Annotated in this window: 26 protein-coding genes, 1 pseudogene and 1 riboswitch; of the genes and pseudogenes, 19 read left to right on the forward strand and 8 right to left on the reverse strand. The window is 72.7% G+C overall.

Annotated features, from left to right (window positions below; translation table 11 throughout):
• From TNCT6_RS00890 to solA, 6 genes are all read left to right on the forward strand, one after another.
• Positions 1-1,704 carry an urease subunit alpha gene (locus tag TNCT6_RS00890; protein ID WP_141355607.1) on the forward strand — a complete coding sequence of 568 codons (1,704 nt, stop codon included), beginning with the start codon at positions 1-3 and terminating at the stop codon, positions 1,702-1,704.
• Entirely contained in the window at positions 1,704-2,369 is a 666-nt protein-coding gene (locus TNCT6_RS00895) for an urease accessory protein UreF (RefSeq protein WP_141355609.1), read from the forward strand. The genes TNCT6_RS00890 and TNCT6_RS00895 overlap by 1 nt, the downstream gene beginning before the upstream one ends.
• Positions 2,362-3,078 carry an urease accessory protein UreG gene (gene ureG / locus TNCT6_RS00900; RefSeq protein ID WP_141355610.1) on the forward strand — a complete coding sequence of 239 codons (717 nt, stop codon included), beginning with the start codon at positions 2,362-2,364 and terminating at the stop codon, positions 3,076-3,078. The genes TNCT6_RS00895 and ureG overlap by 8 nt, the downstream gene beginning before the upstream one ends.
• Entirely contained in the window at positions 3,075-3,821 is a 747-nt protein-coding gene (locus tag TNCT6_RS00905) for an urease accessory protein UreD (RefSeq protein WP_253265974.1), read from the forward strand. Before ureG ends, TNCT6_RS00905 begins: the two co-directional genes overlap by 4 nt.
• A 202-nt stretch (positions 3,822-4,023) precedes the next feature.
• The gene (locus TNCT6_RS00910) at positions 4,024-5,286 is read left to right on the forward strand and encodes a MalY/PatB family protein (protein WP_141355612.1); all 1,263 of its coding nucleotides are present in this window, start codon (positions 4,024-4,026) and stop codon (positions 5,284-5,286) included.
• A 291-nt stretch (positions 5,287-5,577) separates the two neighbouring features.
• A complete protein-coding gene (solA, locus tag TNCT6_RS00920) occupies positions 5,578-6,699 on the forward strand; it encodes an N-methyl-L-tryptophan oxidase (protein ID WP_172632761.1) in 1,122 nt (373 codons plus the stop codon).
• A gap of 58 nt (positions 6,700-6,757) precedes the next feature.
• On the opposite strand, the gene TNCT6_RS00925 is transcribed toward solA, so the two are convergent.
• The 5 genes from TNCT6_RS00925 to TNCT6_RS00945 form a co-directional block, all read right to left on the reverse strand.
• A complete protein-coding gene (locus TNCT6_RS00925; RefSeq protein ID WP_141355616.1) occupies positions 6,758-7,387 on the reverse strand; it encodes a DUF305 domain-containing protein in 630 nt (209 codons plus the stop codon).
• 102 nt (positions 7,388-7,489) lie between these two features.
• Complete coding sequence (locus tag TNCT6_RS00930; protein ID WP_373996140.1) at positions 7,490-7,900, reverse strand: DUF6153 family protein; 411 nt, start codon at positions 7,898-7,900, stop codon at positions 7,490-7,492.
• A 311-nt stretch (positions 7,901-8,211) separates the two neighbouring features.
• Positions 8,212-10,485: a cation-translocating P-type ATPase gene (locus TNCT6_RS00935; protein WP_141355618.1), complete on the reverse strand. Its 2,274-nt coding sequence runs from the start codon at positions 10,483-10,485 to the stop codon at positions 8,212-8,214.
• Positions 10,486-10,575: 90 nt separating this feature from the next.
• Positions 10,576-10,848: a heavy-metal-associated domain-containing protein gene (locus TNCT6_RS00940; protein ID WP_141355620.1), complete on the reverse strand. Its 273-nt coding sequence runs from the start codon at positions 10,846-10,848 to the stop codon at positions 10,576-10,578.
• Positions 10,849-11,149: 301 nt separating this feature from the next.
• Positions 11,150-11,869 carry an FAD binding domain-containing protein gene (locus tag TNCT6_RS00945; protein WP_141355622.1) on the reverse strand — a complete coding sequence of 240 codons (720 nt, stop codon included), beginning with the start codon at positions 11,867-11,869 and terminating at the stop codon, positions 11,150-11,152.
• A 421-nt stretch (positions 11,870-12,290) separates the two neighbouring features.
• Between TNCT6_RS00945 and TNCT6_RS00950 the strand changes: the two genes are divergently transcribed.
• A complete protein-coding gene (locus TNCT6_RS00950; protein ID WP_141355623.1) occupies positions 12,291-13,271 on the forward strand; it encodes an alpha/beta hydrolase in 981 nt (326 codons plus the stop codon).
• A 168-nt stretch (positions 13,272-13,439) separates the two neighbouring features.
• Here the strand turns inward: TNCT6_RS00950 and TNCT6_RS00955 are convergent, their stop codons facing one another.
• Complete coding sequence (locus TNCT6_RS00955; protein ID WP_141355625.1) at positions 13,440-14,090, reverse strand: TetR/AcrR family transcriptional regulator C-terminal domain-containing protein; 651 nt, start codon at positions 14,088-14,090, stop codon at positions 13,440-13,442.
• Positions 14,091-14,163: 73 nt separating this feature from the next.
• Between TNCT6_RS00955 and TNCT6_RS00960 the strand changes: the two genes are divergently transcribed.
• From TNCT6_RS00960 to TNCT6_RS00995, 8 genes are all read left to right on the forward strand, one after another.
• Positions 14,164-15,549, forward strand: coding sequence for an FAD-dependent oxidoreductase (locus tag TNCT6_RS00960; protein ID WP_141355627.1), 1,386 nt, complete (start codon positions 14,164-14,166; stop codon positions 15,547-15,549).
• 128 nt (positions 15,550-15,677) lie between these two features.
• A riboswitch (cobalamin riboswitch) is annotated at positions 15,678-15,809 on the forward strand.
• Between the two features lie 114 nt (positions 15,810-15,923).
• Positions 15,924-17,507: an ABC transporter substrate-binding protein gene (locus tag TNCT6_RS00965; RefSeq protein ID WP_141355629.1), complete on the forward strand. Its 1,584-nt coding sequence runs from the start codon at positions 15,924-15,926 to the stop codon at positions 17,505-17,507.
• 20 nt (positions 17,508-17,527) lie between these two features.
• The gene (locus tag TNCT6_RS00970) at positions 17,528-18,496 is read left to right on the forward strand and encodes an ABC transporter permease (RefSeq protein ID WP_141365919.1); all 969 of its coding nucleotides are present in this window, start codon (positions 17,528-17,530) and stop codon (positions 18,494-18,496) included.
• Positions 18,486-19,373, forward strand: a complete 888-nt coding sequence (locus tag TNCT6_RS00975; RefSeq protein WP_141355631.1) for an ABC transporter permease — start codon at positions 18,486-18,488, stop codon at positions 19,371-19,373. The genes TNCT6_RS00970 and TNCT6_RS00975 overlap by 11 nt, the downstream gene beginning before the upstream one ends.
• Entirely contained in the window at positions 19,370-20,389 is a 1,020-nt protein-coding gene (locus TNCT6_RS00980) for an ABC transporter ATP-binding protein (RefSeq protein WP_141355633.1), read from the forward strand. Before TNCT6_RS00975 ends, TNCT6_RS00980 begins: the two co-directional genes overlap by 4 nt.
• Positions 20,382-21,053: an ABC transporter ATP-binding protein gene (locus tag TNCT6_RS00985; RefSeq protein ID WP_141355635.1), complete on the forward strand. Its 672-nt coding sequence runs from the start codon at positions 20,382-20,384 to the stop codon at positions 21,051-21,053. Before TNCT6_RS00980 ends, TNCT6_RS00985 begins: the two co-directional genes overlap by 8 nt.
• A gap of 85 nt (positions 21,054-21,138) precedes the next feature.
• Positions 21,139-21,633 (forward strand): MarR family winged helix-turn-helix transcriptional regulator, encoded by a 495-nt coding sequence (locus tag TNCT6_RS00990; RefSeq protein WP_141355637.1) that lies wholly within the window; start codon positions 21,139-21,141, stop codon positions 21,631-21,633.
• Positions 21,630-22,097: a MarR family transcriptional regulator gene (locus TNCT6_RS00995; RefSeq protein ID WP_141355639.1), complete on the forward strand. Its 468-nt coding sequence runs from the start codon at positions 21,630-21,632 to the stop codon at positions 22,095-22,097. Before TNCT6_RS00990 ends, TNCT6_RS00995 begins: the two co-directional genes overlap by 4 nt.
• A 133-nt stretch (positions 22,098-22,230) precedes the next feature.
• On the opposite strand, the gene TNCT6_RS01000 is transcribed toward TNCT6_RS00995, so the two are convergent.
• Positions 22,231-22,596 (reverse strand): hypothetical protein, encoded by a 366-nt coding sequence (locus TNCT6_RS01000; protein ID WP_141355641.1) that lies wholly within the window; start codon positions 22,594-22,596, stop codon positions 22,231-22,233.
• A gap of 130 nt (positions 22,597-22,726) precedes the next feature.
• Between TNCT6_RS01000 and TNCT6_RS01005 the strand changes: the two genes are divergently transcribed.
• From TNCT6_RS01005 to TNCT6_RS01015, 4 genes are read left to right on the forward strand one after another with little or no spacing between them, the layout of a single operon-like run.
• Positions 22,727-23,086 (forward strand): hypothetical protein, encoded by a 360-nt coding sequence (locus TNCT6_RS01005; protein ID WP_172632763.1) that lies wholly within the window; start codon positions 22,727-22,729, stop codon positions 23,084-23,086.
• The gene (locus tag TNCT6_RS01010; protein WP_141355643.1) at positions 23,083-23,898 is read left to right on the forward strand and encodes a hypothetical protein; all 816 of its coding nucleotides are present in this window, start codon (positions 23,083-23,085) and stop codon (positions 23,896-23,898) included. The genes TNCT6_RS01005 and TNCT6_RS01010 overlap by 4 nt, the downstream gene beginning before the upstream one ends.
• On the forward strand, positions 23,895-24,065 hold the full coding sequence (locus TNCT6_RS39675) for a hypothetical protein (RefSeq protein ID WP_172632764.1): 171 nt from the start codon (positions 23,895-23,897) through the stop codon (positions 24,063-24,065). The genes TNCT6_RS01010 and TNCT6_RS39675 overlap by 4 nt, the downstream gene beginning before the upstream one ends.
• A gap of 52 nt (positions 24,066-24,117) precedes the next feature.
• A complete protein-coding gene (locus TNCT6_RS01015; RefSeq protein WP_141355645.1) occupies positions 24,118-24,507 on the forward strand; it encodes a roadblock/LC7 domain-containing protein in 390 nt (129 codons plus the stop codon).
• 126 nt (positions 24,508-24,633) lie between these two features.
• Here the strand turns inward: TNCT6_RS01015 and TNCT6_RS40630 are convergent.
• Positions 24,634-24,782, reverse strand: a pseudogene (locus tag TNCT6_RS40630) (aldo/keto reductase); the annotation flags it as partial.
• Positions 24,783-24,785 lie beyond the last annotated feature (3 nt).

Raw genomic sequence — 24,785 nt, forward strand, 5'->3', positions numbered from 1 at the left:
ATGGCAGAACTGACCCGCGCCGCCTACGCGTCGCTCTACGGGCCCACCACCGGCGACCGCGTCCGCCTCGCCGACACCGACCTGTGGATCGAGGTCGAGGAGGACCGCTGCTTCGGCGGCGACGAGTCCGTGTTCGGCGGTGGCAAGTCCCTGCGCGAATCCATGGGCCAGGCCACCGCCTCACGCGCCGACGGCGCCCTCGACCTCGTCATCACCAACGCCGTCGTCCTCGACCACTGGGGCGTCGTCAAGGCGGACGTCGGTGTCCGGGCGGGCAGGATCGTGGCGCTCGGGCGCTCCGGCAACCCCGACATCAGCGACGGTGTGCACCCCGACCTGGTGATCGGACCCGGCACCGACGTGGTCTCCGGCGAGGGCCGCATCCTCACCGCCGGAGCCGTCGACACCCACGTCCACTTCCTGATGCCCGAGGCCCTGCACGAGGCCCTGGCCACCGGCACGACCACCGTCATCGGCGGCGGCACCGGCGCCACCGAGGGGTCCAAGGCCACCACGGTCACCCCCGGCCCGTGGAACCTCGCGATGATGCACCGCTCGCTGGACCGGGTGCCGCTCAACGTCATGCTGTTCGGCAAGGGTTCGACCGTCGGCGAGGACGGCCTGCGCGAAGCGGCGCTCGGCGGCGCCGGCGGCTACAAGGTCCACGAGGACTGGGGCGCGACGCCCGCCGCCATCGACGCGGCGCTGAAGGCCGCCGACGCCTACGGCCTCCAGGTCGCCCTGCACGCCGACAGCCTCAACGAGGCCGGCTACGTCGAAGGCACCCTCGCCGCCATCGCCGGACGCGGTATCCACGTCTTCCACGCGGAGGGCGCGGGCGGCGGCCACGCACCCGACATCATCACCGTCGCCTCCCACCCCAACATCCTTCCGGCGTCGACCAATCCGACGCTTCCGCACACCGTCAACACCGTCGCCGAGCACCTCGACATGCTGATGGTGTGCCACCACCTGAACCCGCGTGTGCCGGAGGACCTGGCCTTCGCGGAGTCCCGCATCCGCGCGACCACCATCGCCGCCGAGGACGTCCTGCACGACGTCGGCGCCCTGTCCATCACCTCCTCCGACGCCCAGGCCATGGGGCGCATCGGTGAGGTCGTCTGCCGCACCTGGCAGGTCGCCCACACCATGAAGCGGCGATTCGGCGACCGGGGCGGCGAACTTCCCGCCGACAACGAACGCGCCCGCCGCTACGTCGCCAAGTACACGATCTGCCCCGCCGTCGCCCACGGCATCGACCACGTCGTCGGCTCCGTCGAGCCGGGCAAGCTCGCCGACCTGGTGCTGTGGGACCCGGCCTTCTTCGGCATCCGCCCGGCCGCAGTGATCAAGGGCGGCATGGTGGTGTACGCGCCGCTCGGCGACCCCAACGCCGCGATCCCCACCACCCAGCCCGTCCTGCTGCGGCCCACCGCCGCGGCCGGCGCGGCCCCGCACCTGTCGGTCAGCTTCGTCGCCCCGGCGGCCCTGGAGGACGGCCTGGCCGAACGTCTCGGCCTCGTACGGGAGTTGGTCGCCGTGCGGCCCACCCGCCACCTCACCAAGGCGGACCTGCCGAACAACACGGCGCTGCCGGACATCGACGTCGACCCGGAGACGTTCGCCATCCGGATCGACGGCGCGCTCGTCGAGCCCTCCCCCGCCACCGAACTGCCGCTCGCCCAGCGGTACGCGATGTTCTGATGCCGGGCCTGGCACCCCTGCTGCTGGGCGACGGGCGGCTCCCGGTCGGCGCGTACACCTACAGCGCCGGACTGGAACCGGCCGTCGCGGCGGGCCTCACCCGCGACGACGTGCCCGCGCTGCTGCGCGCCCGGCTGCGCACCGCGGCCGTCACCGAGGCGGCCGCGGCCGTCCTCGCCCTGCGGGCCGCCCGGGCGGACCCGGTGGACTACGAGCCCGTACAGCGGGCCCTCGCCGCCCGCACCCCGGCGGCGCCGCTGCGGGAGGCGTCGGCGACGCTCGGCCGCGGGGTGCACCGCCTCGCGCGGCGGCTGGCCCCGGACCACCCGGCCGTCACCGCGCTGTCGTCGATCCGTCCCCGCCCGCTGCGGCCGGTCACGCTCGGCGCGCTCGGAGCCGTCATGGACGTCTCCGAGGAGGAGTTGGCGCACGGCGTGATCTACGACGAACTCCAGACGATCACCTCGGCGGCCCTGAAACTGCTGCCCGGCGACCCCCTCGACACGGTCGCCTGGATCCTCGCCGCCGAGCCGGACGCCACGGCCGCGGCGCACGAGGCCCTCGCGGTACGGAACCCGGCCGGACTGCCCGCCCGTACCCCCCTGCTCACCGAACAGTGGGCACTCGAACACGCACGACGAGAACGGAGACTCTTCCTTGCCTGACCAGCAGCCCGACCAGCACCACCACCGGCCGTCCGGCACCGCGCGCGCCCTGCGACTGGGCGTCGCGGGCCCCGTCGGCACCGGCAAGAGCTCGATCCTGGCCACGCTGTGCCGTGAGCTGGCCGGCGAACTCGCCATGGCCGTCGTCACCAACGACATCTACACCGACGAGGACGCCCGCTTCCTGCGCTCGGCCGGCGTGCTGCCGACGGAGCGCATCCGCGCGGTGGAGACGGGCGCGTGCCCGCACACCGCGATCCGCGACGACGTCAGCGCCAACCTCGACGCGGTCGAGGACCTGGAGGAGGCGTTCGGGCCGCTGGACCTGGTACTCGTCGAGAGCGGCGGCGACAACCTCACCGCCACCTTCAGCCCGGCCCTGGCCGACGCCCAGCTGTTCTGCATCGACGTCGCGGGCGGCGGCGACGTGGCACGCAAGGGCGGCCCCGGCATCACCGGCGCCGACCTGCTGATCGTCAACAAGACCGATCTGGCGCCGCACGTCGAGGTCGACGTGGACGCCATGGTCGCCGACGCCCGGAATGCCCGAGGCGGTCTGCCGGTCCTCGCGCTGTCCAGGAAGGACCCGGCCTCGATCGCCGAACTCGCCGACTGGGTACGCTCGTTGCTCGCACGCCACCGGGCCGGCACCCATGTCCCCACCGACCCGGGACCGATGGCACCGCACAGCCACAGCCACGACTCGTGACCGGGGGCACGGTGGCCCACGGCGAGCCGGCCGACCCCACGGTCGTCACCGTGGAGCGGGAGGGCACCGGCCGCCCGCTCGTCCGCGAGCTGCGCCCCGGCGCCTTCCTCGCCCCCCGCCCCCTGCTGCCGTCCCCCGACCGGGTGCGGATCGCCCTGGTCGGCACCCGGGCCGGCCTGCTCACGGGAGACGACCTGCTGCTGCACATCTCGGTCGGCCCCGGGGCCCGCCTGGAGCTGATCGAGCCGTCCGGCCTGGTCGCCTACGACCACCGCGGCGGCACCTCGCGGTGGCGGGCCCGGGTCGACATCGCCGAGGACGGCGAACTGGTCTGGCACGGCAAGCCGTTCGTGGTCGGCGACGGCGCCCGGGTGGAACGCTCGATGGACGTCGCGCTGGCGGCCGGGGCCCGCATGCTGTGGCGGGACACCCTGGTCCTGGGGCGTTCCGGCGAGCGGGGCGGCAGCGTACGGGCGACCACACACGTCACCCACGACGGGCACGATCTGCTGGTCGAGGACCTGGACCTGACGGAGCCGGACCTGCGCGAGCTCCCGGGCGTCCTAGGCCCCCACCGCGTCATCGGCTCGGTCACCTGCCTCGGCTCCCGTCCCCGCGGACCGCACCACCCGTACCGCATGGAGCTGGCGGGGCCGGGGGCGCAGGTGCGGCTGCTGGACACGGTGGCACCGGCGATCGAGGCGGAGCTGGCGGCCGTCTGGGCGAGCTGGCGGAGCCGCTGACACCGGCCGCCCCGGCCGTACGGCCCGCAGGGCCGGCCCCACCGGCGGCCGGTCCGGCAGCCACCCGCACGGTTGCGCGTGACGGCGGGGGCCGGCCCCCTCGATGACCTGCTGACCGGCACACGGGGGTCGCGGTACCGTCCAGCGAGACGACCACACCGCACCGCCGAGGCCCGGTCCGCCCGGGCGAGGGGAGCACCGCATGAGCGAGTCCACCCACCAGGCAGTCGCCGAGCCCGACGACGGCGGCCGGACCGATCCGCTCGTCCAGCTGTCCCTGGAGCAGTTGCGGCAGCGGTCCAGCATGAAGTGGCGCGCGCACCCGGAGGACGTCCTGCCGCTGTGGGTGGCGGAGATGGACGTCCCCCTGGCACCCGCGGTCGCCGACACCCTGCACCGGGCCGTCGCGCTGGGAGACACCGGATACCCCCACGGCACCGGCTACGCCGAGGCCCTCGCCGCCTTCGCCGCCACGCGATGGGGGTGGGACGGCCTGCGCGTGGAGAACACGGCGCTCGTGCCCGACGTGATGATGGGCATCGTCGAGATCCTCCGCCTCGTCACCGGCCCCGGCGACGCGGTCGTCGTCTGCTCACCCGTCTACCCCCCGTTCTACGCGTTCGTCACGCACGCCGGCCGGGAGGTCGTCGAAGCCCGTCTCGGCCCCGACCTGCGAATCGACCTCGCCGGACTCGAGGACGCCTTCATACGCGCACGGCGCGACGGCCGCCGCGCGGCGTTCCTGATGAGCAACCCGCACAACCCGACCGGTGTCGTCCACACCCGCGCGGAACTCGAGGCGATCGCCGCGCTCGCCCGCGGACACGGTGTCCGGGTGATCTCCGACGAGATCCACGCCCCGCTGGTGCTGCCCGGCGCCGTCTTCACGCCCTTCCTCGGCGTTCCCGGCTCGGAGAACGGCTTCGCGCTGACCTCCGCGTCCAAGGCATGGAACCTGGCCGGTCTCAAGGCCGCCGTGGCCATGGCCGGCACCGAGGCCGCGGACGACCTGCGCCGGATGCCCGAGGAGGTCGGCCACGGCCCCAGCCATCTGGGCATCCTCGCCCACACGGCGGCGTTCCGCGACGCGGGCGACTGGCTCGACGAGCTGCTGCTCGGGCTCGACGCCAACCGGAACCTGCTGGGCGAACTGGTGAAGGAACACCTCCCGGACGTGGGGTACGTCCCGCCCCAGGGCACCTACCTCGCCTGGCTCGACTGCACCGGGCTGGGACTGCACGACGACCGTCCCACCGGCGGACCCGGCATCGTGAGCGACCTCGCCGGACCGGCGAAGCTGTTCCTGGACGAAGCTCGCGTCGCCCTCAGCTCCGGACACGTCTTCGGCAGCGGCGGCGCGGGATGCGTACGCCTCAACTTCGCGACCTCACCGGCGATCCTGCGTCAAGCGCTCACGCGCATGGGCCGCGCGGTAGCCGGCCTCGGGCAGGCGCCCCGCCCCTGACGCCGCCAGTAGCCCCCGGAGTCGACCCCCAGCCGCTCCGCCGGGCGGGTGGCGGTCGGCGGGGCGTACTTCCGGGGCAGCCCGCCCACCCGCACGCGCACCGGACGCGCCGGGGCGTGCAGCCCCTCGGTATCCGGAACTCCGGAACCGCCCCGGTCATGGCCGGACGTGAACTGCGGGCCGTCGGCCCATTGCTCGTGGCGAATGCGCTGTATACGGTGTGTGCACTGCATCCAATGGGAGCGGGGAACACGGACGGCCGCAGTGGCACAGAGGAAAGGGGCTCATCCCATGCACGCTTCCGGCACAGCCGAGCACTACGACGTCCTCGTCGTCGGCGGGGGCGCCGCCGGCTCCGCCGCCGCCTGGCAGCTGGCGAAGCGCGGCCACCGCGTCTGCCTGCTGGAACGGTTCGCACCCGGTCACCGGGCCGGCAGCTCGCACGGCAGGTCGCGGCTGCTGCGGCTGACCTACACGGATCCTCTGTACGCGCGGATGGCCGCCGAGGCGCTGCGCATGTGGCACCGGCTCGAGTCCGAGAGCGGCGGCGACCTGATCTCCACCGTGGGGGCCGTGGACGGCGGCCGCGCGGAGCGTCTGGAGCAGGCCGCCGCCGCGCTGGCCGACGAGGGAGCCGACTTCGAGGTGCTCACCGAGCACCAGGCGCGGTCGCGCTGGCCGCAACTCGCCCTGCCGGGTGACGTGCTGTTCCACCCGGACGCCGCCCGCGTCGACCCCGACGCGACGCTCCCGGCGCTCCAGCACCTCGCCGCCCGTTCCGGCTGCCGGATCCTGCACGGCACACCGGTGACCGCGCTGGAGACCGACGCGGACGGAGTCCGTGCCCGCACGCCCGCGGGCACGTTCACCGCACCTGTCGCGGTCGTCACCGTCGGCCCGTGGACGAGCCGGCTGCTCGACGGTCTCGTCACGCTGCCGGAGCTGACGGTGACCCAAGAACAGGTCTTCCACCTGCCGCAGCGCGATCCGGACGCCGTCTGGCCCGCCTTCAGCTTTCAGCACGAGGACGGAGGCATCGTCTACGGCATGCCCACGGCCGACGAGGGCGTCAAGGTCGCCGAACACCTCGGCGGACGGGTCGTGGACCCGGATACCCGGGACGGGATCGTGGACGCCGCCGCCCGCGGCCGGGTCCTGGCGTTCGCGGCGGAGCGGCTGCCCGGTCTGGAACCGGTCGTCTCCACGGAGACGACCTGCCTCTACACCAACACGGCCGACGAGGACTTCCTGCTGGACCGGGTGGGTCCGCTGGTCGTCGGCACGGCCTGCTCCGGGCACGGCTTCAAGTTCACGCCGCTGCTGGGCCGGATGCTCGCCGACCTCGCGGAGGGCGACACCGAGCCCCACCCGCGCTTCCGGCTCCCCTCCCCCGCACCGGCCGACCGCGCCTGACCGTCACGAGAACCCGGAGGCGGGCCACCGGCCTCCGGGTTCTCGTCGGCTTGAACGATCAGCTCTTGCCGAGGAGCTTGCTCATCTCCTCGATCTCGGCGTTCTGCGCGGTGATGATGTCGTCGGCCGTCTTCCTGGCGGGCCCGTAACGGCCGTTGGTCTTCTCGGTCGTGGCCATCTCCACGGCGCCCTCGTGGTGCTCGGCCATCATGGTCAGGAACATCCTGTCGAAGTCCGCACCGGACGCCTTCGCCAGCTTGTTCATGTCCTGACCGTCCATCATCCCGGGCATGCCCGCGTGACCGGAGTGGTCCATACCCGGCATGGCGGAGGGCACCTTCGCGCCCCAGGACTCCAGCCAGCCGGACATCGTCGCGATCTCCGGGTCCTGGGCCTTCTCGATGCGGGTGGCCAGGTCCTTGACCTCGGCGGAGGACGCCCGGGTGGCGGCCGTCCGCGCCATCAGGACGGCCTGCTGGTGGTGCGGGATCATGCCCTGCGCGAAGGACACGTCCGCGTCGTTGTGGGCGCCGGCCGTGCGCTCGGCGCTCGCCGCCGAGGACGACGTCCGCGCGTCGGCGCCGCTTCCGGAGCCGTCGCCGCTGCCGCAGGCGGCGAGAGCGAGGGCGGCGGTCACGGCCGTCGTGACGAGCGCGGCACGGCGGACGAGGGAACGGGTGCTGGTCATGGTGGTACTCCTGCGATGTGCGAAGGATGCTGCGCCGGTGGGGCGCGGGACATGGCGAAGTGCCGCGGTGGCCCTCAGGGGCGGGCGCGGCGCGGCCTTGTCCTAGATCCGCAGGAGTTGCAGTTCGGCCAGCGTGGGCGGCGCGCGTCCGCCCTCCACGGCGGCGGCAAAGGACCCGTGCCCGCCGAAGGCGAGCGGGACCGGACCCACGGGGTCGGGCATCAGGGCGGGAAGAACCGGGCCCGCGTCAAGGGCTCCGGACGCACACGTCGAGTCCGCGTGACGGACGTGCCCGCCGCCGCCGCCGTCGTCGTGGCAGACGGACTCGTCGCCGCCCGTCACCATGCCCCTGTGCGCCGAGGCGGCGGAGGCGTGACGAGCGCCGACGGCTGCCGCACCGCCCGGCGCGAGGGCGTGCATCCCCAACAGCCCGGCCAGCAGCCCGAGCACCAGCAGCGCCCGCCACCGCCCCACGGGCGGTCGCTCACGGCGCTGTTGTGCACGGGCTGTCACGGCACTCATCCTACGGACATCCGGCAGCCGCACTGAGGCGGCCGTGTTCCCGAGGCCTCCGTCCGGCCGATGTGCGCGGCCAGGGCCTGAAGCAGGGCCACAGCGGCCATACGCGTCACCGGATGGGCGACTGCCTTGCGAAGCACGGCCCATGAGGCCGACGAGGCGTGCGGGGCCGGTGGATGCGTCATCATCGGGTCCCTTCGGTCGACGAGGGGTGAGCCGAGGGCGTCCGTCGCCCCCGGAGGAACGGCGGACGCCCTGCCGCGATGCCCGCGCACCGCTCCCGGCTCCCGGCTCCCGGCGGGAGGTCAGTGGCCGATGGCCCGGAAACGGCGCAGGCGCAGGCTGTTGCCGACCACGAAGACCGAGGAGAAGGCCATCGCGGCGCCCGCGATCATCGGGTTGAGCAGTCCGGCCGCGGCCAGCGGAAGCGCGGCGACGTTGTAGGCGAAGGCCCAGAAGAGGTTGGAGCGGATGGTGCCCAGCGTCCTGCGGGCAAGACGTATGGCGTCGGCCGCGACCCGGAGGTCTCCGCGGACCAGGGTCAGGTCGCCGGCCTCGATCGCGGCGTCCGTGCCGGTGCCCATCGCCAGGCCCAGATCGGCCTGGGCGAGTGCCGCCGCGTCGTTGACGCCGTCGCCGACCATGGCGACCGAACGCCCCTCGCCCTGAAGGCGCTTGACGACGTCGACCTTGTCCTGCGGCAGGACCTCGGCGATGACGTGCTCGGGTGCGATGCCCGTCTGAGCCGCGACGGCCTCGGCGACGGCCCGGTTGTCGCCGGTGAGCAGCACGGGGGTCAGGCCGAGGGCACGCAGCCGGCGGATGGCCTCGGGGCTGGTCTCCTTGACCGCGTCGGCGACTTCGAGCACGGCACGCGCCTCGCCGTCCCAGGCGACCGCGACGGCCGTACGACCGGCCGCCTCGGCGGCCTCCTTGGCGCGTCGCAGACCGTCGGGCAGGGACATCGCCCACTCGGCCAGCAACTGCTCGCGCCCGACGAGGACGGCGTGCCCCTCGACGACTCCCTGGACACCGACTCCGGCGATGTTGGCGAAGTCCTCCGGGACCGGCAGGGTGCCCACGCGGTCCGCGGCTCCGGTGGCGACCGCCTGGGCGATCGGGTGCTCGGAGGCGTGTTCCAGGGCGCCGGCGAGCCGCAGGACGTCCGTCTCGTCGGTGCCGTCGGCCGGGTGCACGGCCAGCAGGGTCATCCGGCCGGTGGTGACGGTGCCGGTCTTGTCCAGGACTACGGTGTCGACCTTGCGCGTGCTCTCCAGGACCTCGGGACCCTTGATGAGGATGCCCAGTTGCGCGCCGCGCCCGGTGCCGACCATGAGGGCGGTCGGGGTGGCGAGCCCCAGGGCGCACGGGCAGGCGATGATCAGGACGGCGACCGCGGCGGTGAAGGCGGCGGTCAGTCCCGCGCCGTCGACGAGCCAGAAGCCGAGCGTGGCCAGGGCCAGCGCCATGACGACGGGAACGAAGACTCCGGAGATCCTGTCGGCGAGCCGCTGCGCCGCGGCCTTGCCGTTCTGGGCGTCCTCCACCAGCGTGGCCATCCGGGCGAGTTGGGTGTCGGAGCCAACCCGGGTGGCCTCGACGACCAGCCGTCCGCCCGCGTTCAGGGTGGCGCCGGTGACGGCGTCCCCGACGGTGACCTCGACCGGGACGGACTCGCCGGTGAGCATCGAGGCGTCCACGGCAGAAGCGCCCTCGACGACGGTGCCGTCGGTGGCGATCTTCTCGCCGGGGCGGACGAGGAAGCGGTCGCCGACCTTCAACTCCGCTACCGGTATGCGTTCTTCGCGCTCGCCGCGGAGAACGGTGACTTCCTTCGCGCCCAGCTCCAGCAGGGCCCTGAGCGCCGCGCCGGCCTTGCGCTTGGACCGGGCTTCGAAGTAGCGGCCGGCGAGGATGAACGCGGTCACGCCGGCCGCGGCCTCCAGGTAGATGTTCCCGGCGCCGTCGCTGCGGGCGATGGTCAGCTCGAAGGGGTGGGTCATGCCGGGCATGCCCGCGGTGCCGAAGAACAGCGCCCACACCGACCACAGGAACGCCGCCGAGGTGCCGACGGAGATCAGCGTGTCCATGGTGGCGGCGCCATGACGGGCGTTGGTCCAGGCGGCCCTGTGGAACGGCCAGGCGGCGTACGTCACCACGGGGGCCGCCAGGGTCAGGGACAGCCACTGCCAGTACTCGAACTGGAGGGGCGGGATCATCGCCATCGCGATCACCGGCACGGCGAGCACGACCGCGGTGGTCAACCGCTGCCGGAGCGGCTGGAGTTCGTCGGGGCCCTCCCCCGCGGGGCCTGCCGAGCGGTCGGCCCGCTCCGGCTCGGCACGGAGGGGCTCGGGTTCGCGCGCGGTGTAACCGGTGGCCTCGACCGTGGCGATCAGGTCGGTCACGGCGACGTCCTCGCGGAAGGTGACTTTCGCCTTCTCGGTGGCGTAGTTGACGGTCGCCTCGACGCCGTCCATGCGGTTGAGCTTCTTCTCGATGCGGGCGGCGCACGAGGCGCAGGTCATGCCGCCGATGGCGAGTTCTACCTCGGCGGCACCTGGCGTGATGGTGGTCATGTCTGTTCCTCGCAGCTCACGGTCACGGCGGGTGCGGTTGGCGGGTGGGGCGGGGCCGGGGCCGGGATGCCCCCGCCCGGTGATGTGCGGTCACGTGCCGACGCGGCCGGCATAGTCGTAGCCGGCCTCGTCCACGGTCTCGGCGAGCAGCGACTCGAACGTCGCGTCGGGGGCGGCGGCGGTCGTCACCGTGACGAGCCCCGTGCCGATCTCGACCTCCACGGCGATGACGTCGTCGAGCGCGCCCACGGCCTTGGCGACGACACCCTGACAGTGGGCGCTGCCGACACCGTCCACCTTGTAGACGGTCCTGATCCGGGCGTCGGTGTGGCAGCTTCCCTCGGGCGTGCAGCAGCCGGACATCGTTTCCTCCTCGTCTCATCGGATACCCCAGGGGGTATCCGGCACGCGTACATGTATACCCCCCACCCGTATTCAAGGCAAGGAATCATCCCCTCTGAATCAATACCCCATGGGGGTAGCTGACGTGCGTCGAGCCGCCCCTGAACATCCACAGGCGAGACCGACGACAGGGCGCGGTGGGAGCGCGCGGTGGGAGAAGGAGACGGTGAAGCACCGGGCCCGTCCGCCCCGGGACGGACGTGGAGGTGCGCCTGGCCCCGCCGGACGGCCGGGGCCAGGCGCGAGCCGCCTACTCAGTCACTCAGTACGCGCCACGCCCGCCCAGCAGGCCGGCGATCTGTGAGCGGACGACTTCCCACGTGTCGGCGGGCAGCTCACCGAGGGCCGTCCCGCGCAACCCGCTCAGGACCTCTTCCACGTCGGTGGCGCGCAGGGCACTTCCGCTGAGCACGTCATAGCCGTCGCGGACGGCGACCCTCAGCCGGTCGCCGTCGTCGTCGGCATGCACCGCCGAGGCGACCACGAGGGGCGGCGGTCCGCCCGCCTCGCCGTCCAGCTTGCGGTAGGCGCAGGCGACCGGCTCGCGCCAACGGAGGCTGAGCAGGACGGGCCGCTTGGCCACCACCTCGGACAGATCGGCCTCACGGACGCCTTCGGGCTCCAGCACCATCGCGCGGGCGTCCAGGACGAGCGCGGCGGGCAGCAGGCAGCGCAGCGTACTGCCGACGAGGTTGCCGCCGACCGTCGCCGTCCGCCGCACGGCACCGGTGCCCACCGTGGCGGCCGCCAGCCGCAGCACGCCGGGAACCCGCTCGTCGATCCGGTTCAGGACCACGGCGCCGCCCAGGGTCCGCCGCCCCACGACGTTGGCCTCCGGCAATTCGCGCAGGGACATGGCCAGTTCGGGGAATCCGTCGCGCTGCCAGGTGGCCCAGACGAGGGTCGCCCCGCCGATCGGGACGGCCCCCTCGGCCAGGCACTCCCGTGCTTCGGACACGGACGTGGGCAGACGCAACAGCACAGCGACCGACCTGCCTTCCTGGGACGCCGGACGAAGGCGGCGGGCAGTGCCACGGCTCCCTGCCCGTCGGCAGGCAGTCTTGTCGACCGGGCGGGGGCGCGCACAGGGCTCACACAAGCATGCGTGCGCCGACAGCGGCGCCGCGTCGCGCATCCCGCCCGACACTCACCGGCCCGACCGATCTGATCGGCCCGATCTCCCGGCGCCGGCCGTTCGCCGCGAACTCGATGGGCACACGATGTGCGCTTACGATGGGCACATCGGCTCGTAGGGCTTGAACGAGGGCCTTGAACCTTGGACAAGGACTCATTTCCCAGGGCCCGGGTGTTCAGTGGCACCGCCGCCTGCCGGCCGGGCGCCCTACGCCGCTCGGCACGCGCGTCTCAGCATGCGCTTCCCAGCATCGCCAAGGAGCATTGCCATGGCTGCTCAGTCCGCCTCAATCGTCCTGGAGCGCCCGGCGCAGGAACTCGCCGACGCGACCTCGAAGCACCCCTTCCTGTACGAGATGGAACCCGCCCAAGCACGCAGGGTCCTCGACGACCTTCAGGCCGCGCCGGTCGACAAACTCCCGGTCGACGAGGAGTGGATCACCGTACCGGCCGCTGTGGGCGACGTACGGGTGCGCATCGTCAAGCCGCAGGGCGTCACCGGGACGCTGCCCGTCGTGGTGTACATGCACGGCGGCGGCTGGGTGCTGGGCAACGCCGGCACCCACGACCGGCTGGTGCGGGAGCTGGCGGTCGGCGCCCGTACCGCCGTGGCCTTCGTGGAGTACACGCCCTCCCCGGAGGCGCGCTACCCCGTGGCCATCGAACAGGGCTACGCCGCGGCGCAGTGGATCACGCGTGAGGGAGAGTCCATGGGGCTGGACGCCCGGCGCATGGCGGTGGCCGGCGAGTCGGTCGGCGGGAACATGACGGCGGCGCTCGCCCTGATGGCCAAGGAGCGCGGCGACGTCAGGTTCGTGCACCAGTCGATGTACTACCCGGTCACCGATGCGGCGATGGACACCGACTCCTACGACCAGTTCGCCACCGGCTACTACCTCAGCCGCAAGCTGATGGAGTGGTTCTGGGACGCCTACACCACCGACCCGGAACAGCGCGCGGAGATCACCGCGTCCCCCAACCGCGCGACCCCCGAGCAGCTCACCGGTCTGCCCCCCGCCCTGCTGGTCGTCGACGAGGCCGACGTGCTGCGCGACGAGGGCGAGGCGTACGCCGCCAAGCTGCGTGCCGCCGGCGTCCCGGTCACCACGGTGCGCTACGACGGCACGGTGCACGACTTCATGATGCTCAACTCGCTCAGCCGGTCCAAGGCCACCCGAGCGGCCATCGACCAGGCCGTCACGTTCCTGCGCGAAGCCCTCGGAACGGCTGACACCCCCGGAACGGCTTAGCGCCTGTCCCTTGGGAGTCCTGGCTCCGGTCGGCGCGGGTTCCGGCGCGGGTGAGGAGCGGGGCGACGTCGCCCCGTCCCGAACCGCGGAAGTCGGGACCCGGCGTCCCGCGGGCCGCGGCCCGCACGTGACCGCGCCGCCGGCGACTCACCGTCCTGCGGGCCGTCCTCAGTCGATTCCGTACCGCGTGGCGACGCCGTCGATCACGAGTTCCAGTCCCTCCGCGAAGTGCTGCTCGTAGTCCGCGAAGATCTCCGTGCCCGCGGCGGCGGACAGCGGGAAGTCGGCCATCATCCGGGCGCGTTCCCCGATGTCGAAGCCCTCGCGCCGTTCGTCGGGCAGCGGCTCGACGCCCTGCTCCTCGGTGACGAAGCCGAGGGTGTAGAGATACGTGGTCGTAGTCGCGCGCACCGCCTGGGCGAGCGTGAAGCCGGCGGCCGTGAACAGACGCAGGTTGTCCTCCATCTGCTCGGCGTGCTCCATGCCGGTGAAACGTGAGCCGCTGAAGACCTTCGCGCCGTCGCGGTAGCCGCGCAGCGCCTCGCGCAGACCGTGGTTCGACTTGCGCAGCCGTTCCTGCCAGGTGTCCGCGGGGTCGAGAGGGGTCCCCGCGATCATCCGGCGGTACATCTCCGTGGCCATCTCGTCGAGCAGGGCCTGCTTGTCCTTGAAGTGCCAGTACAGGGCGGGTGCCTTGACGCCCAGCTCGCGGCCGATGGCGCTCAGGGTCAGGCCCGCCAGGCCCACCTCGTTCAGGAGGGCCAGGGCGGCGTCCGCGACCCGCTTGCGGTCGAGAGGCAGGCGTGGTTCCGAGTTCACGCTTGACAGCTTAACGGCGTTAAGTCCATCGTCGTGGCAGACCGAACTTAACGGCGTTAAGGAGTATCGGCGCATGACCGCACAGGTGGACGTACTGATCGTGGGCGCGGGCCCCAGCGGACTGACCCTCGGTATCGATCTGGCCCGGCGAGGGGTGGACGCGCTCGTCGTCGAGCGGGCCGACGGGCTGTTTCCCGGCTCGCGGGGCAAGGGGATCCAGCCGCGCACCCTGGAGGTCTTCGACGACCTCGGCGTCCTGGACGCGATCCGCGCGGCCGGCGGCACCTGTCCGGTCGGGATGATCTGGCAGAACGGGCGGCGGACGGGTGAACACCGGATGTTCGACCCGGCGCAGGCGACCGAGGACTCGCCGTACGCGGAAGGGTGGATGGTGCCGCAGTGGCGCACGCAACGGATCCTGCTGGCACGGCTGGAGGAGCTGGGCGGGCGGGTCGTCTTCGGCCGGGAGGTCGTCGGTCTCGCTCAGGACGAGGACGGGGTGACCGTGCGCTTCGTCTCCGGCGCCGCTCTGACGGCGAGGTACGTGGTCGCCGCCGACGGGGGCCGCTCGACGGTGCGCCGGGCGCTGGGCATCGGCATGACGGGCGAGACGGTCGATCCGAGCCCGATGCTGGTGGCTGACGTCCGCATCACCGGTCTGGACCGCGACAACTGGCACATCTTCCCGGCCGGCGGAGAGGGCGACGGCTTCATGGCGATCTGCCCGCTCGCGGGTACGGAGGACTTCCAGGTCGTGGCCGGGTTCCCGGAAGGCACCGTGGTGGACCTGTCCCTCGACGGCATGCGCAAGGTCGTCGCCGCCCGTTCGCATCTCGCCCCGCAGGACGTGACCGACGTGCGGTGGGCCTCGGACTTCCGCCCGCGGGCGGCCCTGGCGGACCGCTTCCGCGAGGGCCGGGTCTTCCTCGCCGGGGACGCCGCGCACATCCACTCGCCGGCCGGCGGCCAGGGCCTCAACACCAGCGTGCAGGACGCCTGCAACCTGGGCTGGAAGCTGGGCGCGGTGCTGCGGGACGGTGTGCCCGACTCCCTCCTCGGCACCTACGAGGAGGAACGGCGCCCGATCGCCGCCGACATGCTCGCGCTGTCGACGAGCGTTCACCGCGGCGAGACCCGCCGCGGCGGGGCGACCCGCCAACTCGGCCTCGGCTACCGGGCCTCCTCCCTCACGGAGGAAACCCGCCGGTCCCCGGGCCCTGTGCGGGCGGGCGACCGTGCGCCGGACGGGACGGTGGGCGGGATCCGGCTGTTCGACGCGTTCCGGGGTCCGCACTGGACCTTGCTGACGACGGACGGGGACACGGCGGACCAGGGGTACGGCGCGGGGGTGTTCCTCATCCGCCCGGACGGCTACGTGGGCTGGGCGGGAGAGACCACGCAGGGGCTGGCGGAGTACGCGCGGCGCGTGGGGGCCGAGGGCGCGCACCGGATCCCGTAGCGAGCAGGACCGGACGCCTGTCCGGGCTCGCCATCCGAATACTGGACCTGATCGGCCGCGATCCGGGAGGGCCGCCTGGGCCGGCCCGCGCAGCTGGTTCGCCCCGTCCGCCAGGCGGGACGCGCCGCAAGAGGGAACCCGGTGGGAATCCGGGACTGCCCCGCAGCGGTGAGCGGGAACGACCGCCGTCCTACGCACTGGGCCCGAGGAGGGCCTGGGAAGCGACGGCCGCGTCCACCCGCCTCCGCGCCCGCGAAACTCCTGGCCAGCCGGACAGTTGGGACGAACTCACACATCCGACCCCCGGGTGACCGGAGGCTCTATTGCGACTACTATGCAAAAGCATTTGGTCAGCATTAAGGATGTGAGGGTTCATGACCGTCCGACGGATACGGGCAGCCGCAGCGGTGGCGACACTCGTGGGAGCCGCCGCTTGCTCGGCCCCGGGGGGCGGTGCGGGCAGCGAGAGTGATTCCGACTCCGTCGTGGTCGGCGTGGCCTCCGAGCCGGACACCCTCAGTCCTCTTCTCGGCTACGGCAAGGACGGCAACTCCAAGATCTTCGACGGTCTGCTCGCCCGGGACGCCGACATGAAGCTGAGGCCGGCACTGGCGAGTTCACTGCCCCAGGTCGGTGACGCCGGGCTCACCTACACCTACGCCCTGCGCGACGGGGTGAAGTTCAGCGACGGCAAGCCGCTGACCGCCGCCGATGTGGTCTTCACCTATCGGACGATCCTCGACGCGAAGACCAACAACACCGCCCGGAGCGAGCTGGACGCCATCAAGGAGGTGCGGGCCGACCGCGACGGCAAGGTCGTCTTCACGCTCAAGTACCCCTACGCGCCGTTCGCGGGGCGCACGGTCCTGCCCATCGTCCCCCAGCACATCGCCGGGGGCCAGAACCCCAACACCGGCTCCTTCAACACCAGGCCGGTCGGCACCGGACCGTACGTCCTCACCGGCTGGAGCAAGGGCGAGAAGCTCACCTTCAAGGCCAACCCCGGCTACTGGGGTGGCGAGCCGAAGGTGAAGAAGGTGACGATCGCGATCGTCAAGGACGACGACGTGCGCGCCACCCGGCTGCGCTCGGGCGACCTCGACGGCGCGGTCCTGCCGCCCAACCTGGCCGCCACGTTCAAGGGCGACACGGCGAAGACGACGTACGACGCGAAGTCCTACGACTTCCGGGCCGTCACCCTCCCCCAGCAGAACAGGGTCACCGGCGACCGGGCGATCCGCCAGGCGCTGGACGCCGCCGTGCACCGCGAGGCCATGGTGGACAAGATCCTCGACGGGGCAGGGCGCCCGGCCTACGGACCGCTGCCGAGCGACGACCCCTGGTTCGCCGAGGGCATCGAGCGACCGCAGGACCTGGCGAAGGCCAAGCGGACGCTGGATCAGGCGGGTTGGAAGGCCGGCAGCGGCGGCATCCGCGCGAAGTACGGTCTGCGGGCCTCCTTCACGCTCCTCTACCCCTCCGGCGACAAGGTCCGCCAGGACCACGCCCTCGCCTACGCCTCCGACGCCAAGAAGGCGGGCATCGAGGTGAAGGTGGAGAGCGCCACCTGGGAGGTGATCGAGCCGCGGATGAAGAACGACGCCGTCCTCGCCGGACTCGACAGCAGCGGCGACCCCGACTTCGGCCTGTTCACCCTGCTGCACTCCTCCCTGGCCGGCGACGGCTTCAACAACATGGGTCACTTCGCCAACCCGGCCGTGGACAAGGCCCTCGACACCGGCCGCCGCAGCCAGGACACCGACACCCGCCGGGCCGCGTACGACACGGTGCAGCGCGAACTCGTGAAGGACCCCGGTTACACCTTCCTCACCCACATCGACCACCTCTATGTGCTGGCCGACCGCTGGGTCGGCCTGACCACGCAGGTCGAGCCGCACGAGCACGGCTTCGCCAGCGGCCCGTGGTGGAACCTCCAGGACTGGCAGCCGAAGAAGTGACCTCCCCGCTCTGGGCGGCGATGGCGCGCCTGGTGGGGCGGCGGCTGCTGTTCGCCGCCCCCGTCCTCCTCGTCGTCACCTTCGGCGTGTTCGCCATCGCCGCCGTCTCCCCCTTCGACCCGGTCAAGGCGTACGCGGGTACGGCGGCCCTCCGTGCCGACGGACAGACCCTCGACCGGCTGCGCGCCAACCTGGGCGTGGACCAGCCGTTCACCTCGCGCTGGTCGCACTGGCTGACCTCCGCCCTGTCCGGCGACCTCGGCGAGTCGAGCGTGATGCGGCAGCCGGTCACCCAGGTCATCGGGGAGCGTCTTGTGTGGTCCGCGCTGCTGTGCGCGGTCGCCTTCGCGACGGCCGTGCTGGCGGGCACCGTGCTCGGCGTCCTCGCCGCCCGCCGACCGGGATCCCTGCTCGACCGGGTCGTCACGTCACTCGCCTACTCCTTGGAGGCGGCACCGGTCTTCTGGCTCGCCCTGCTGGCGATCTGGCTGTTCGCCCTCCAACTGGGCGTGCTCCCGGCCGGCGGGCTCACCGACACCGCGAGCGAACAGGTCACCCCAGGGCAGGTGGCCGACCATCTCGTGCTGCCGGCCGGGGTGCTCGCCGTCTCCCAACTGCCGTGGTTCACCCTCTACGTGCGCCAAGGCGTGGGCGACGCGCTGGCGGAGGACCCCGTACGCGGTGCCCGGGCCCGCGGGTTGAACGAGCGCACGGTCCTGCTCGGCCACGCCCTTCGCTCCGGCCTGCTTCCGGTGCTCACCCTGATCGGCTCCCGCGTGCCCGAACTCATCACCGGCGCCCTGCTGGTGGAGAGCGTCTTCAGCTGGCCGGGCATCGCCGCGGCCACCGTGGAGGCGGCCACCTCCGTCGACTTCCCGCTGCTCGCCGCGCTGACCACGCTGGCCACGGCCGCCGTCCTCGTCGGCAACCTGCTCGCGGACCTGCTCTACGGACTCTTCGACCCGAGGGTGAAGTTCAGTGACATGTGACGTTCCCGCCTCCGGCGAAACCGTCTGGCGTTCGTACGGGACGAGGCGCCGCTCCACCCGCACACTGCGGGTGCGCGGTTCCGCCGTGGTGGTCGCCGCGACCGTCCTCGCCGTCCTCGTCGTGCCACCGCTGGTCCAACTCGACCAGCAGGCCGTCGATCTGGCCGCCAAGCTGCTGCGACCGAGCCGGGCCCACCCCTTCGGCACCGACGACCTCGGCCGGGACCTGTTGCTGCGCTGCGTCTACGGACTGCGTGTGTCCCTGCTCGTCGGAGTGGCCGCGGCTGTGACGGCCACCGTCGTCGGTACCGCCGTCGGAGCCACCGCCGGTGCGCTGGGCGGCTGGGTCGACCGCGGGATCATGCGGGTCGTGGACACGGTCTCCTCCGTGCCCCACCTGCTGCTCGGCATCTTCATCGTCGCCATGTTCCGGCCGGGTGTCTGGCCGGTGATCGTCTCGGTCGCGCTCACCCACTGGCTGTCGACCGCCCGGATCGTCCGCGCCGAAGTCCTCTCCCTGCGCTCACGCCCGTACATCGACGCCGCCGTCTCCGGCGGCGCGTCCAGGTGGCGGGTGACCGTACGGCACCTGCTGCCCGCCGTGCTGCCCCAGGCCGCGCTCGCCGCGGCGCTGATGGTGCCGCACGCCATGTGGCACGAATCGGCGCTGTCCTTCCTCGGGCTCGGACTGCCCACGCACATGGCGAGCCTGGGCACCCTCATCCAGGGCGCGCGGGGCTCGCTGCTGGCCGGACAGTGGTGGCCGACCCTCTTCCCCGGCCTGTTCGTCATCGTCCCGACCCTCGCCATCGCCGGACTCGCCGGAGCCTGGCGGGAACGGATCAACCCCCGCCGCCGATCGGAGCTGATGCTGTGACCGAGCGATCGCCCGTGCTGTCGGTGCGTGGACTGTCGGTGCGCTTCCTCATGCCCGGCGGGCGCCGTGTCGCCGCCGTCACCGACGCGCACTTCGACGTCGCGGCCGGCGAGTGCCTGGCCCTGATCGGCGAGAGCGGCTGCGGCAAGTCCGTCCTCGCCTCCGCCCTGCTGGGGCTGCTTCCCGGCAACGCCGAGGCGGCCGGGGAGGCGATGCTCGGCGGCCTCGACCTGCTCTCGGCCGACGAACGGACCCTCGCAAGGACGGTACGGGGCCGGCTGGTCGGGCTCATACCGCAGAGCCCGGCCGCCCATCTCACACCCGTGCGCACCATCCGCTCCCAGGTGGAGGAGACGGTCGCCGCACTGACCGGGGTCCGCGGCCGCGCGGCCGTACGCTCCGCCGCGCGGGCGGCCGCCGAACGCGCCGCGTTCCCCGCGGATCACCTGGACCGCCACCCGCACGAGCTGTCCGGCGGCCTGGCCCAGCGCGCCGCCACCGCCCTGGCCCTCGTCGGTGACGCGCCGCTGCTGCTCGCCGACGAACCGACCACCGGGCTCGACCGTGACCTGGTGGACCGCACGGTCGACGAACTGCGGCGCCACCTCGACCGCCCGGGCAAGCCGGACGCGGCGGGGCGCGGCCTGCTGATGATCACGCACGACCTGGCCGCGGCCGAACGGATCGCCGACCGGATCGCCGTCATGTACGCGGGCCGGATCGTCGAACTGGCCGACGCGGAGGTGTTCTTCGGCGCGCGCGGCCCCCGTCATCCCTACAGCCGCGGCCTGCTCCAGGCCCTCCCCGACCGGGCCTTCACCGCCATCCCCGGACTGCCACCCGAACTCGGTGCCCTCCCCGAGGGCTGTGCCTTCGCCGCCCGGTGCGACCGGGCCGACGACGCCTGCGCCGTACTGCCGCCGACAGCCGGCGAGGTCGCCTGCCACCACCCCCACCCCGCCTCGGCGACCGGCGGGGAAGCGTCCCAGGGAGCATCGGAGGACGTGCATGCTTGAACTGCGCGCCATCACCGCGGGCTACGACCGGCGGAATCCGGCGGTACGGGATGTCTCACTGACCGTCGCGCCCGGTGAAGCGGTCGGCCTGCTCGGCCCCAGTGGCTGCGGCAAGTCCACGCTCGCCCGGGTCGCGGCCCTGCTGCACCGCCCCGACTCCGGCACCGTACTGCTGGACGGCGCGTCCGTACGAGGGTGGCGCCACCGCGCCCCGCGCCCGCTGCGCACCGCCTTCGGCGTGGTCTTCCAGCAACCCCGCCTCTCCGCGGACCCGCGTCTGACGCTCACCGACCTGATCGCCGAGCCCTTGCGGGCCACCGGCCGCCGCGACGAGGTGCGGGAGCGCGTCACCGAACTCGCCGGAAGGGCCGGTCTGACCCCCGACCTGCTCGGCAGACGACCGCACGAGGTCAGCGACGGCCAACTCCAACGCGCCTGCCTGGCCCGGGCCCTCGTCCTGCGCCCCCGCTGGCTGATCTGCGACGAGATGACCGCGATGCTCGACGCCTCCACGACGGCCGCCCTGGTCGCGGTCGTCGAGGACTACCGCGCCGCCACCGGCGCGGGCCTCCTCGCCGTCGGCCACGACCGCGCCCTGCTCCACCGCTGGTGCGACCGCACCGTCCACTGGGACACGCTGTCGGGCGCCGGCCGGGCGCACTAGGCGTCGTCGATCTGTTCGGGACGCGCCGTCCAGATCCGCCCGAAAATAGTAGCCATGGATATAGTAGCCATGTACTTTATATGCCATGAGCAAGGGTTCACCGGGGCCCACATCCGGTTTCCTGGTATGGCGGCTCGCCACCAAGTGGCGCGTCGCGGTCGATCGCGCGGTGGCTCCACTGGGCCTCACCCACGCGCAGTACTCACTGGTCGCGTCGCTGTACGGCATGCAGCGCGCCGGCGAGCGGCCGAGTCAGCGCCGACTCGCCGACCACACAGGCCTGGAGGCGCTGTACGTGTCCAAGCTGGCGCGCGCCCTGGAGTCGGCCGGCCTGATCGAGCGCACCCGCGATCCCCGCGACCCGCGCGCCGTACAGCTCGCCCTCACCGAGCAGGGCCAAGCCGTCACGCGGCAGGCCATCGGGGTGGTCCAGGAACTGCTTCAACAGTTGCTGGAGCCGCTCGGCGGCCTCGACGCCCCACGGACGCACGCGTTCACCGACGAGCTGACGACCCTTCTCGACGCACCTCTCGCTCCATCCCTGCCGAACGACGAGAGCATTCAGGGGACGACACCATGACGACCACCGCATCCACCAGCGCGTCCACCACCGGACCCGTCGCCGACGCCCGGGCCCTCGGCCTGGCCCACTACGCCGCCCGCGGCGTCCTGGAGCACGTCCTGGCCCGGCACGGCATCACGTTCCAGCAGCAGATCGCCCTGCGCGCCGCCGTCACCGCCGACGCCCCGCAGACGCCGGACGATCTCGCCACCCGGGTACAGGGCTCCCTCAAGGCCGATCCGGCCGACGTCCGCGCCACTCTCGGCGAACTGCTCGACAGGCGACTGCTCGCCACCGACGGCGCGCACCTTCGCCCCACGGACGCGGGGCGCGAACTGCTCGCCGCCGTCGGCGCGGAGACCGCCCCCATCACCGCCCGCATCTGGGGCGGGATACCCGCCGAGGACCTGGCCGCCGCGGGCCGCGTCCTCGCCCTGGTCACCGAGCACGCCAACGCGGAGCTTGCGGCGCTGACCGCCTGACCACCCGACCGGGCCACCTCGTTGACGCATGCGTCGGCCCCGGACGCACACGTCGGCCCCGAACCGTCCGGTCGGCACCGGTCGCGGGGAGGGGCGGCCCGGCACCGGCGGTGTGTGCGGCGGGGTGGCGTGGTCAGATCTCCAGGGTGGCCTCGATGCGCTTGAGCGAGTGGCGCGCGAGGGCCAGGTTGCCGCGGGACCGGTCGAGTGCCAGGTAGAGGAACAGGCTCCCGTCGCTGCTGTTCAGAGGGCGTATGAGGTGGTACTGCTCACCGAGGGTGATAAGGATGTCCTCGATCGAGTCGTTCATGCCGAGGGTGGCCAGCGTCCGCGTCTTGGCGCGTACGACCTCCGTGTTGCCGGCGGCGGCGACTTCCAGGTCCAGCCCCTGGCCACCACCGAGGGTCCCCAGCGACATGCCGCTCTCGTAATCGACCACGGCGACGCCGATCGCGCCCTCGATCGCCATGGCTTCCTTGAGTGCGGTCTCGATGCTCATACTCCGGCCCTTCGCGCTGTGTGACCCGGCGTTGAGGCCGTGTCAGAAAAAGTTGGTCAGACAACCTGTTCTGGAATGTCTGGCTTAAACTACTGTAATTTCTGACCGAATGTGAAGGGTTCGTGAAGGGATGCCGGTGTCCTCAGTCGAAGACTCCCTGCGCCGCCTGCTCGAAGTGCCGGGAGTCAAAGGGGCCGCCCTCGTCGACGCGGTCACCGGACTGACCTACGGCGAGTCCGGCACAGGGGAGATGGACGCTGCCGAGTGCAGTCGACTCGCCGCGTTCGTCAGCGACCGGCTCCACCTGGCCGGAGCACAAGGGGAGCTGGAGAGCATGGTCATCACGGGCAGCCGGCGTCAGCTCGTCCTCAGGGCGCTGCCCCGGCAGGGCGACCCCCTGCTGCTGATGGCGGCGCTGGACCGCGACCAGACCAATCTGGCCCTGGTGCTGCGCCAGTTGGACCTGTACGCGGCGAAGGCGGCGGGATGAGTACCCGCACCGACGGCCCGCGCAACGTCCCTGCCCTGCTCAACACGCTGTACGACGAAGGCCGCACCGGCACGGTCGTCATCTCCGGCGCACCCGGTGGCAGGATCCACCTGCGCGCCGGCCGGGTCGTCGCCGTGGAGACTCCGGGCGCACCGAGTGTCGAGTCCCTCCTGCTCGCGTCCGGCCGGATCGACGATGCCGCCTGGACGTCCGCCTGCGCGACCGACGGTGCGGCCGACGGCCGGGTCGGCGCCGAGCTTCAGGCGCGTGGCCTGCTGGCACCGGAGGAGTTCGAGATCACCTGCGCGGCGGCCGTGTTCGACGGTGCCTTCGCCCTCGCACTCAGCCCTCCCGGGGACTGGGAGGTGACCGAGGCGATGCCGGCGGTGGCCATCGGGCCGGCCTTCGAACCGCAGCTCCTCGCGGCCGAGACCTCGCGACGTCTGGTGCTGCTGAGCCGTCTGTGGGGATCGCCCGCCGAGTTCGCCCGCACCCGTGTCCGCCCGGCTGCGGACGTACCCGCGGGCGTCCCGTCCCGCTATGCGACGCTGCTGCGAGCCGCCAACGGCCGCCGCACCCCGCGGGACATCGCCTTCGCCCTGGGGCGGGGAACCTACGCGGTCATGCTGGACCTGGCCCGCATGCGCGAACTGGGACTGCTGCACCGCGAGCGGCCGGCCGCGAGCGGCCGGCCGAGCACCGCGCCGCGCCTGCCCGGGCCCCGGTCCTGGAACGTCCCGCCTGCCTCCGACCTCTCGCTGCCCCGACGCAGCCCCGGAACACATCGCCCGCACCGAACGGACAGCGTGTGAGCCCCGACCCGCTGCCGGACACGGCTCCGTTCGCCCCGACCCCGCTCACCGTCCGTCGGCCAGGCACCGGCCTCGCGCTGCCGAAGCCGCCTGACGACCTCGCAGACCACCAACCCGACCTGCTCCTTCTGCGCCGGGTCCACGCGGGCCTCAAAGCCCTGTCCTGACCCAAGCGCATATGTGCAGCATCAGTTCACAGCCCACCCCCCAGGAGCGCCGATGCCCACCGTCCACCAGCCCGAACCGCTCATCGAGGTCCTGACCGCTCTGCGTGAGCAGGTGATGGGAGTGAACGAGACGGTCATCTCCACCGTCGACGGCCTGCTGGTCGCCGCCGACGCCGATGCCGTCCAGCCGGAATCCATCGCCGCGCTCTCCGCCGCCACGCACAGCCTCGGCCAGCGCATGGTGCACGAGGCCGGCGGCGGGGTGCTGCGTGACGTGGCCACGCGGAGCGCCGGGCGGCACGTCGTCATCCAGGCCATCGGCGAACGCGCCCTGCTGACCGTCCTCGGCGACGACGGACTCGACCTCGCCGGCCTCCAACGCGAGATCCACTCCACCGTGGAGCAACTGGCGAAGATCCTCGAAGCCGACGCACCAGCCTGACCACACCGCCCACGTCGGCCGGCCCGGTGCGGTGCGCGCGGACGGGAACGCCTCAAGAGGCGTCGGACGGCGATGCGTCCATCGACCGGCCGGCGGCGCAGGCCGGCCTGCCGGAGAGCCGGCGGCACGTTTCGGACCGCGCCGCTCGGCGACCCACTGGGCTTCGACGGTCCCGGACGCCGGCATCAGGACGTCCCGACCGCACGGACCTTCCCGCTGTGGATCAGGCCGGAGAGCGCGGAAAGCGTCTCCTCGACGTCCGTGGTGCGGTCCGGCGG

It is taken from the genome of Streptomyces sp. 6-11-2 (genome assembly GCF_006540305.1).
Taxonomy (GTDB): Bacteria; Actinomycetota; Actinomycetes; order Streptomycetales; family Streptomycetaceae; genus Streptomyces.

Coding starts and splice junctions, on each gene's coding strand:
- TNCT6_RS00925 (WP_141355616.1), bottom strand. CDS start 7,387: ATGACCAGCACCCGTTCCCTCGTCCGCCGTGCCGCGCTCGTCACGACG.
- TNCT6_RS01005 (WP_172632763.1), top strand. CDS start 22,727: ATGCCGGTGTCCTCAGTCGAAGACTCCCTGCGCCGCCTGCTCGAAGTG.
- TNCT6_RS00950 (WP_141355623.1), top strand. CDS start 12,291: ATGGCTGCTCAGTCCGCCTCAATCGTCCTGGAGCGCCCGGCGCAGGAA.
- TNCT6_RS00970 (WP_141365919.1), top strand. CDS start 17,528: ATGGCGCGCCTGGTGGGGCGGCGGCTGCTGTTCGCCGCCCCCGTCCTC.
- TNCT6_RS00985 (WP_141355635.1), top strand. CDS start 20,382: ATGCTTGAACTGCGCGCCATCACCGCGGGCTACGACCGGCGGAATCCG.
- TNCT6_RS01000 (WP_141355641.1), bottom strand. CDS start 22,596: ATGAGCATCGAGACCGCACTCAAGGAAGCCATGGCGATCGAGGGCGCG.
- TNCT6_RS01010 (WP_141355643.1), top strand. CDS start 23,083: ATGAGTACCCGCACCGACGGCCCGCGCAACGTCCCTGCCCTGCTCAAC.
- TNCT6_RS00935 (WP_141355618.1), bottom strand. CDS start 10,485: ATGACCACCATCACGCCAGGTGCCGCCGAGGTAGAACTCGCCATCGGC.
- TNCT6_RS00910 (WP_141355612.1), top strand. CDS start 4,024: ATGAGCGAGTCCACCCACCAGGCAGTCGCCGAGCCCGACGACGGCGGC.
- TNCT6_RS00890 (WP_141355607.1), top strand. CDS start 1: ATGGCAGAACTGACCCGCGCCGCCTACGCGTCGCTCTACGGGCCCACC.
- TNCT6_RS00995 (WP_141355639.1), top strand. CDS start 21,630: ATGACGACCACCGCATCCACCAGCGCGTCCACCACCGGACCCGTCGCC.
- solA (WP_172632761.1), top strand. CDS start 5,578: ATGCACGCTTCCGGCACAGCCGAGCACTACGACGTCCTCGTCGTCGGC.
- TNCT6_RS00940 (WP_141355620.1), bottom strand. CDS start 10,848: ATGTCCGGCTGCTGCACGCCCGAGGGAAGCTGCCACACCGACGCCCGG.
- TNCT6_RS00895 (WP_141355609.1), top strand. CDS start 1,704: ATGCCGGGCCTGGCACCCCTGCTGCTGGGCGACGGGCGGCTCCCGGTC.
- TNCT6_RS01015 (WP_141355645.1), top strand. CDS start 24,118: ATGCCCACCGTCCACCAGCCCGAACCGCTCATCGAGGTCCTGACCGCT.
- TNCT6_RS00965 (WP_141355629.1), top strand. CDS start 15,924: ATGACCGTCCGACGGATACGGGCAGCCGCAGCGGTGGCGACACTCGTG.
- TNCT6_RS00990 (WP_141355637.1), top strand. CDS start 21,139: ATGAGCAAGGGTTCACCGGGGCCCACATCCGGTTTCCTGGTATGGCGG.
- TNCT6_RS00960 (WP_141355627.1), top strand. CDS start 14,164: ATGACCGCACAGGTGGACGTACTGATCGTGGGCGCGGGCCCCAGCGGA.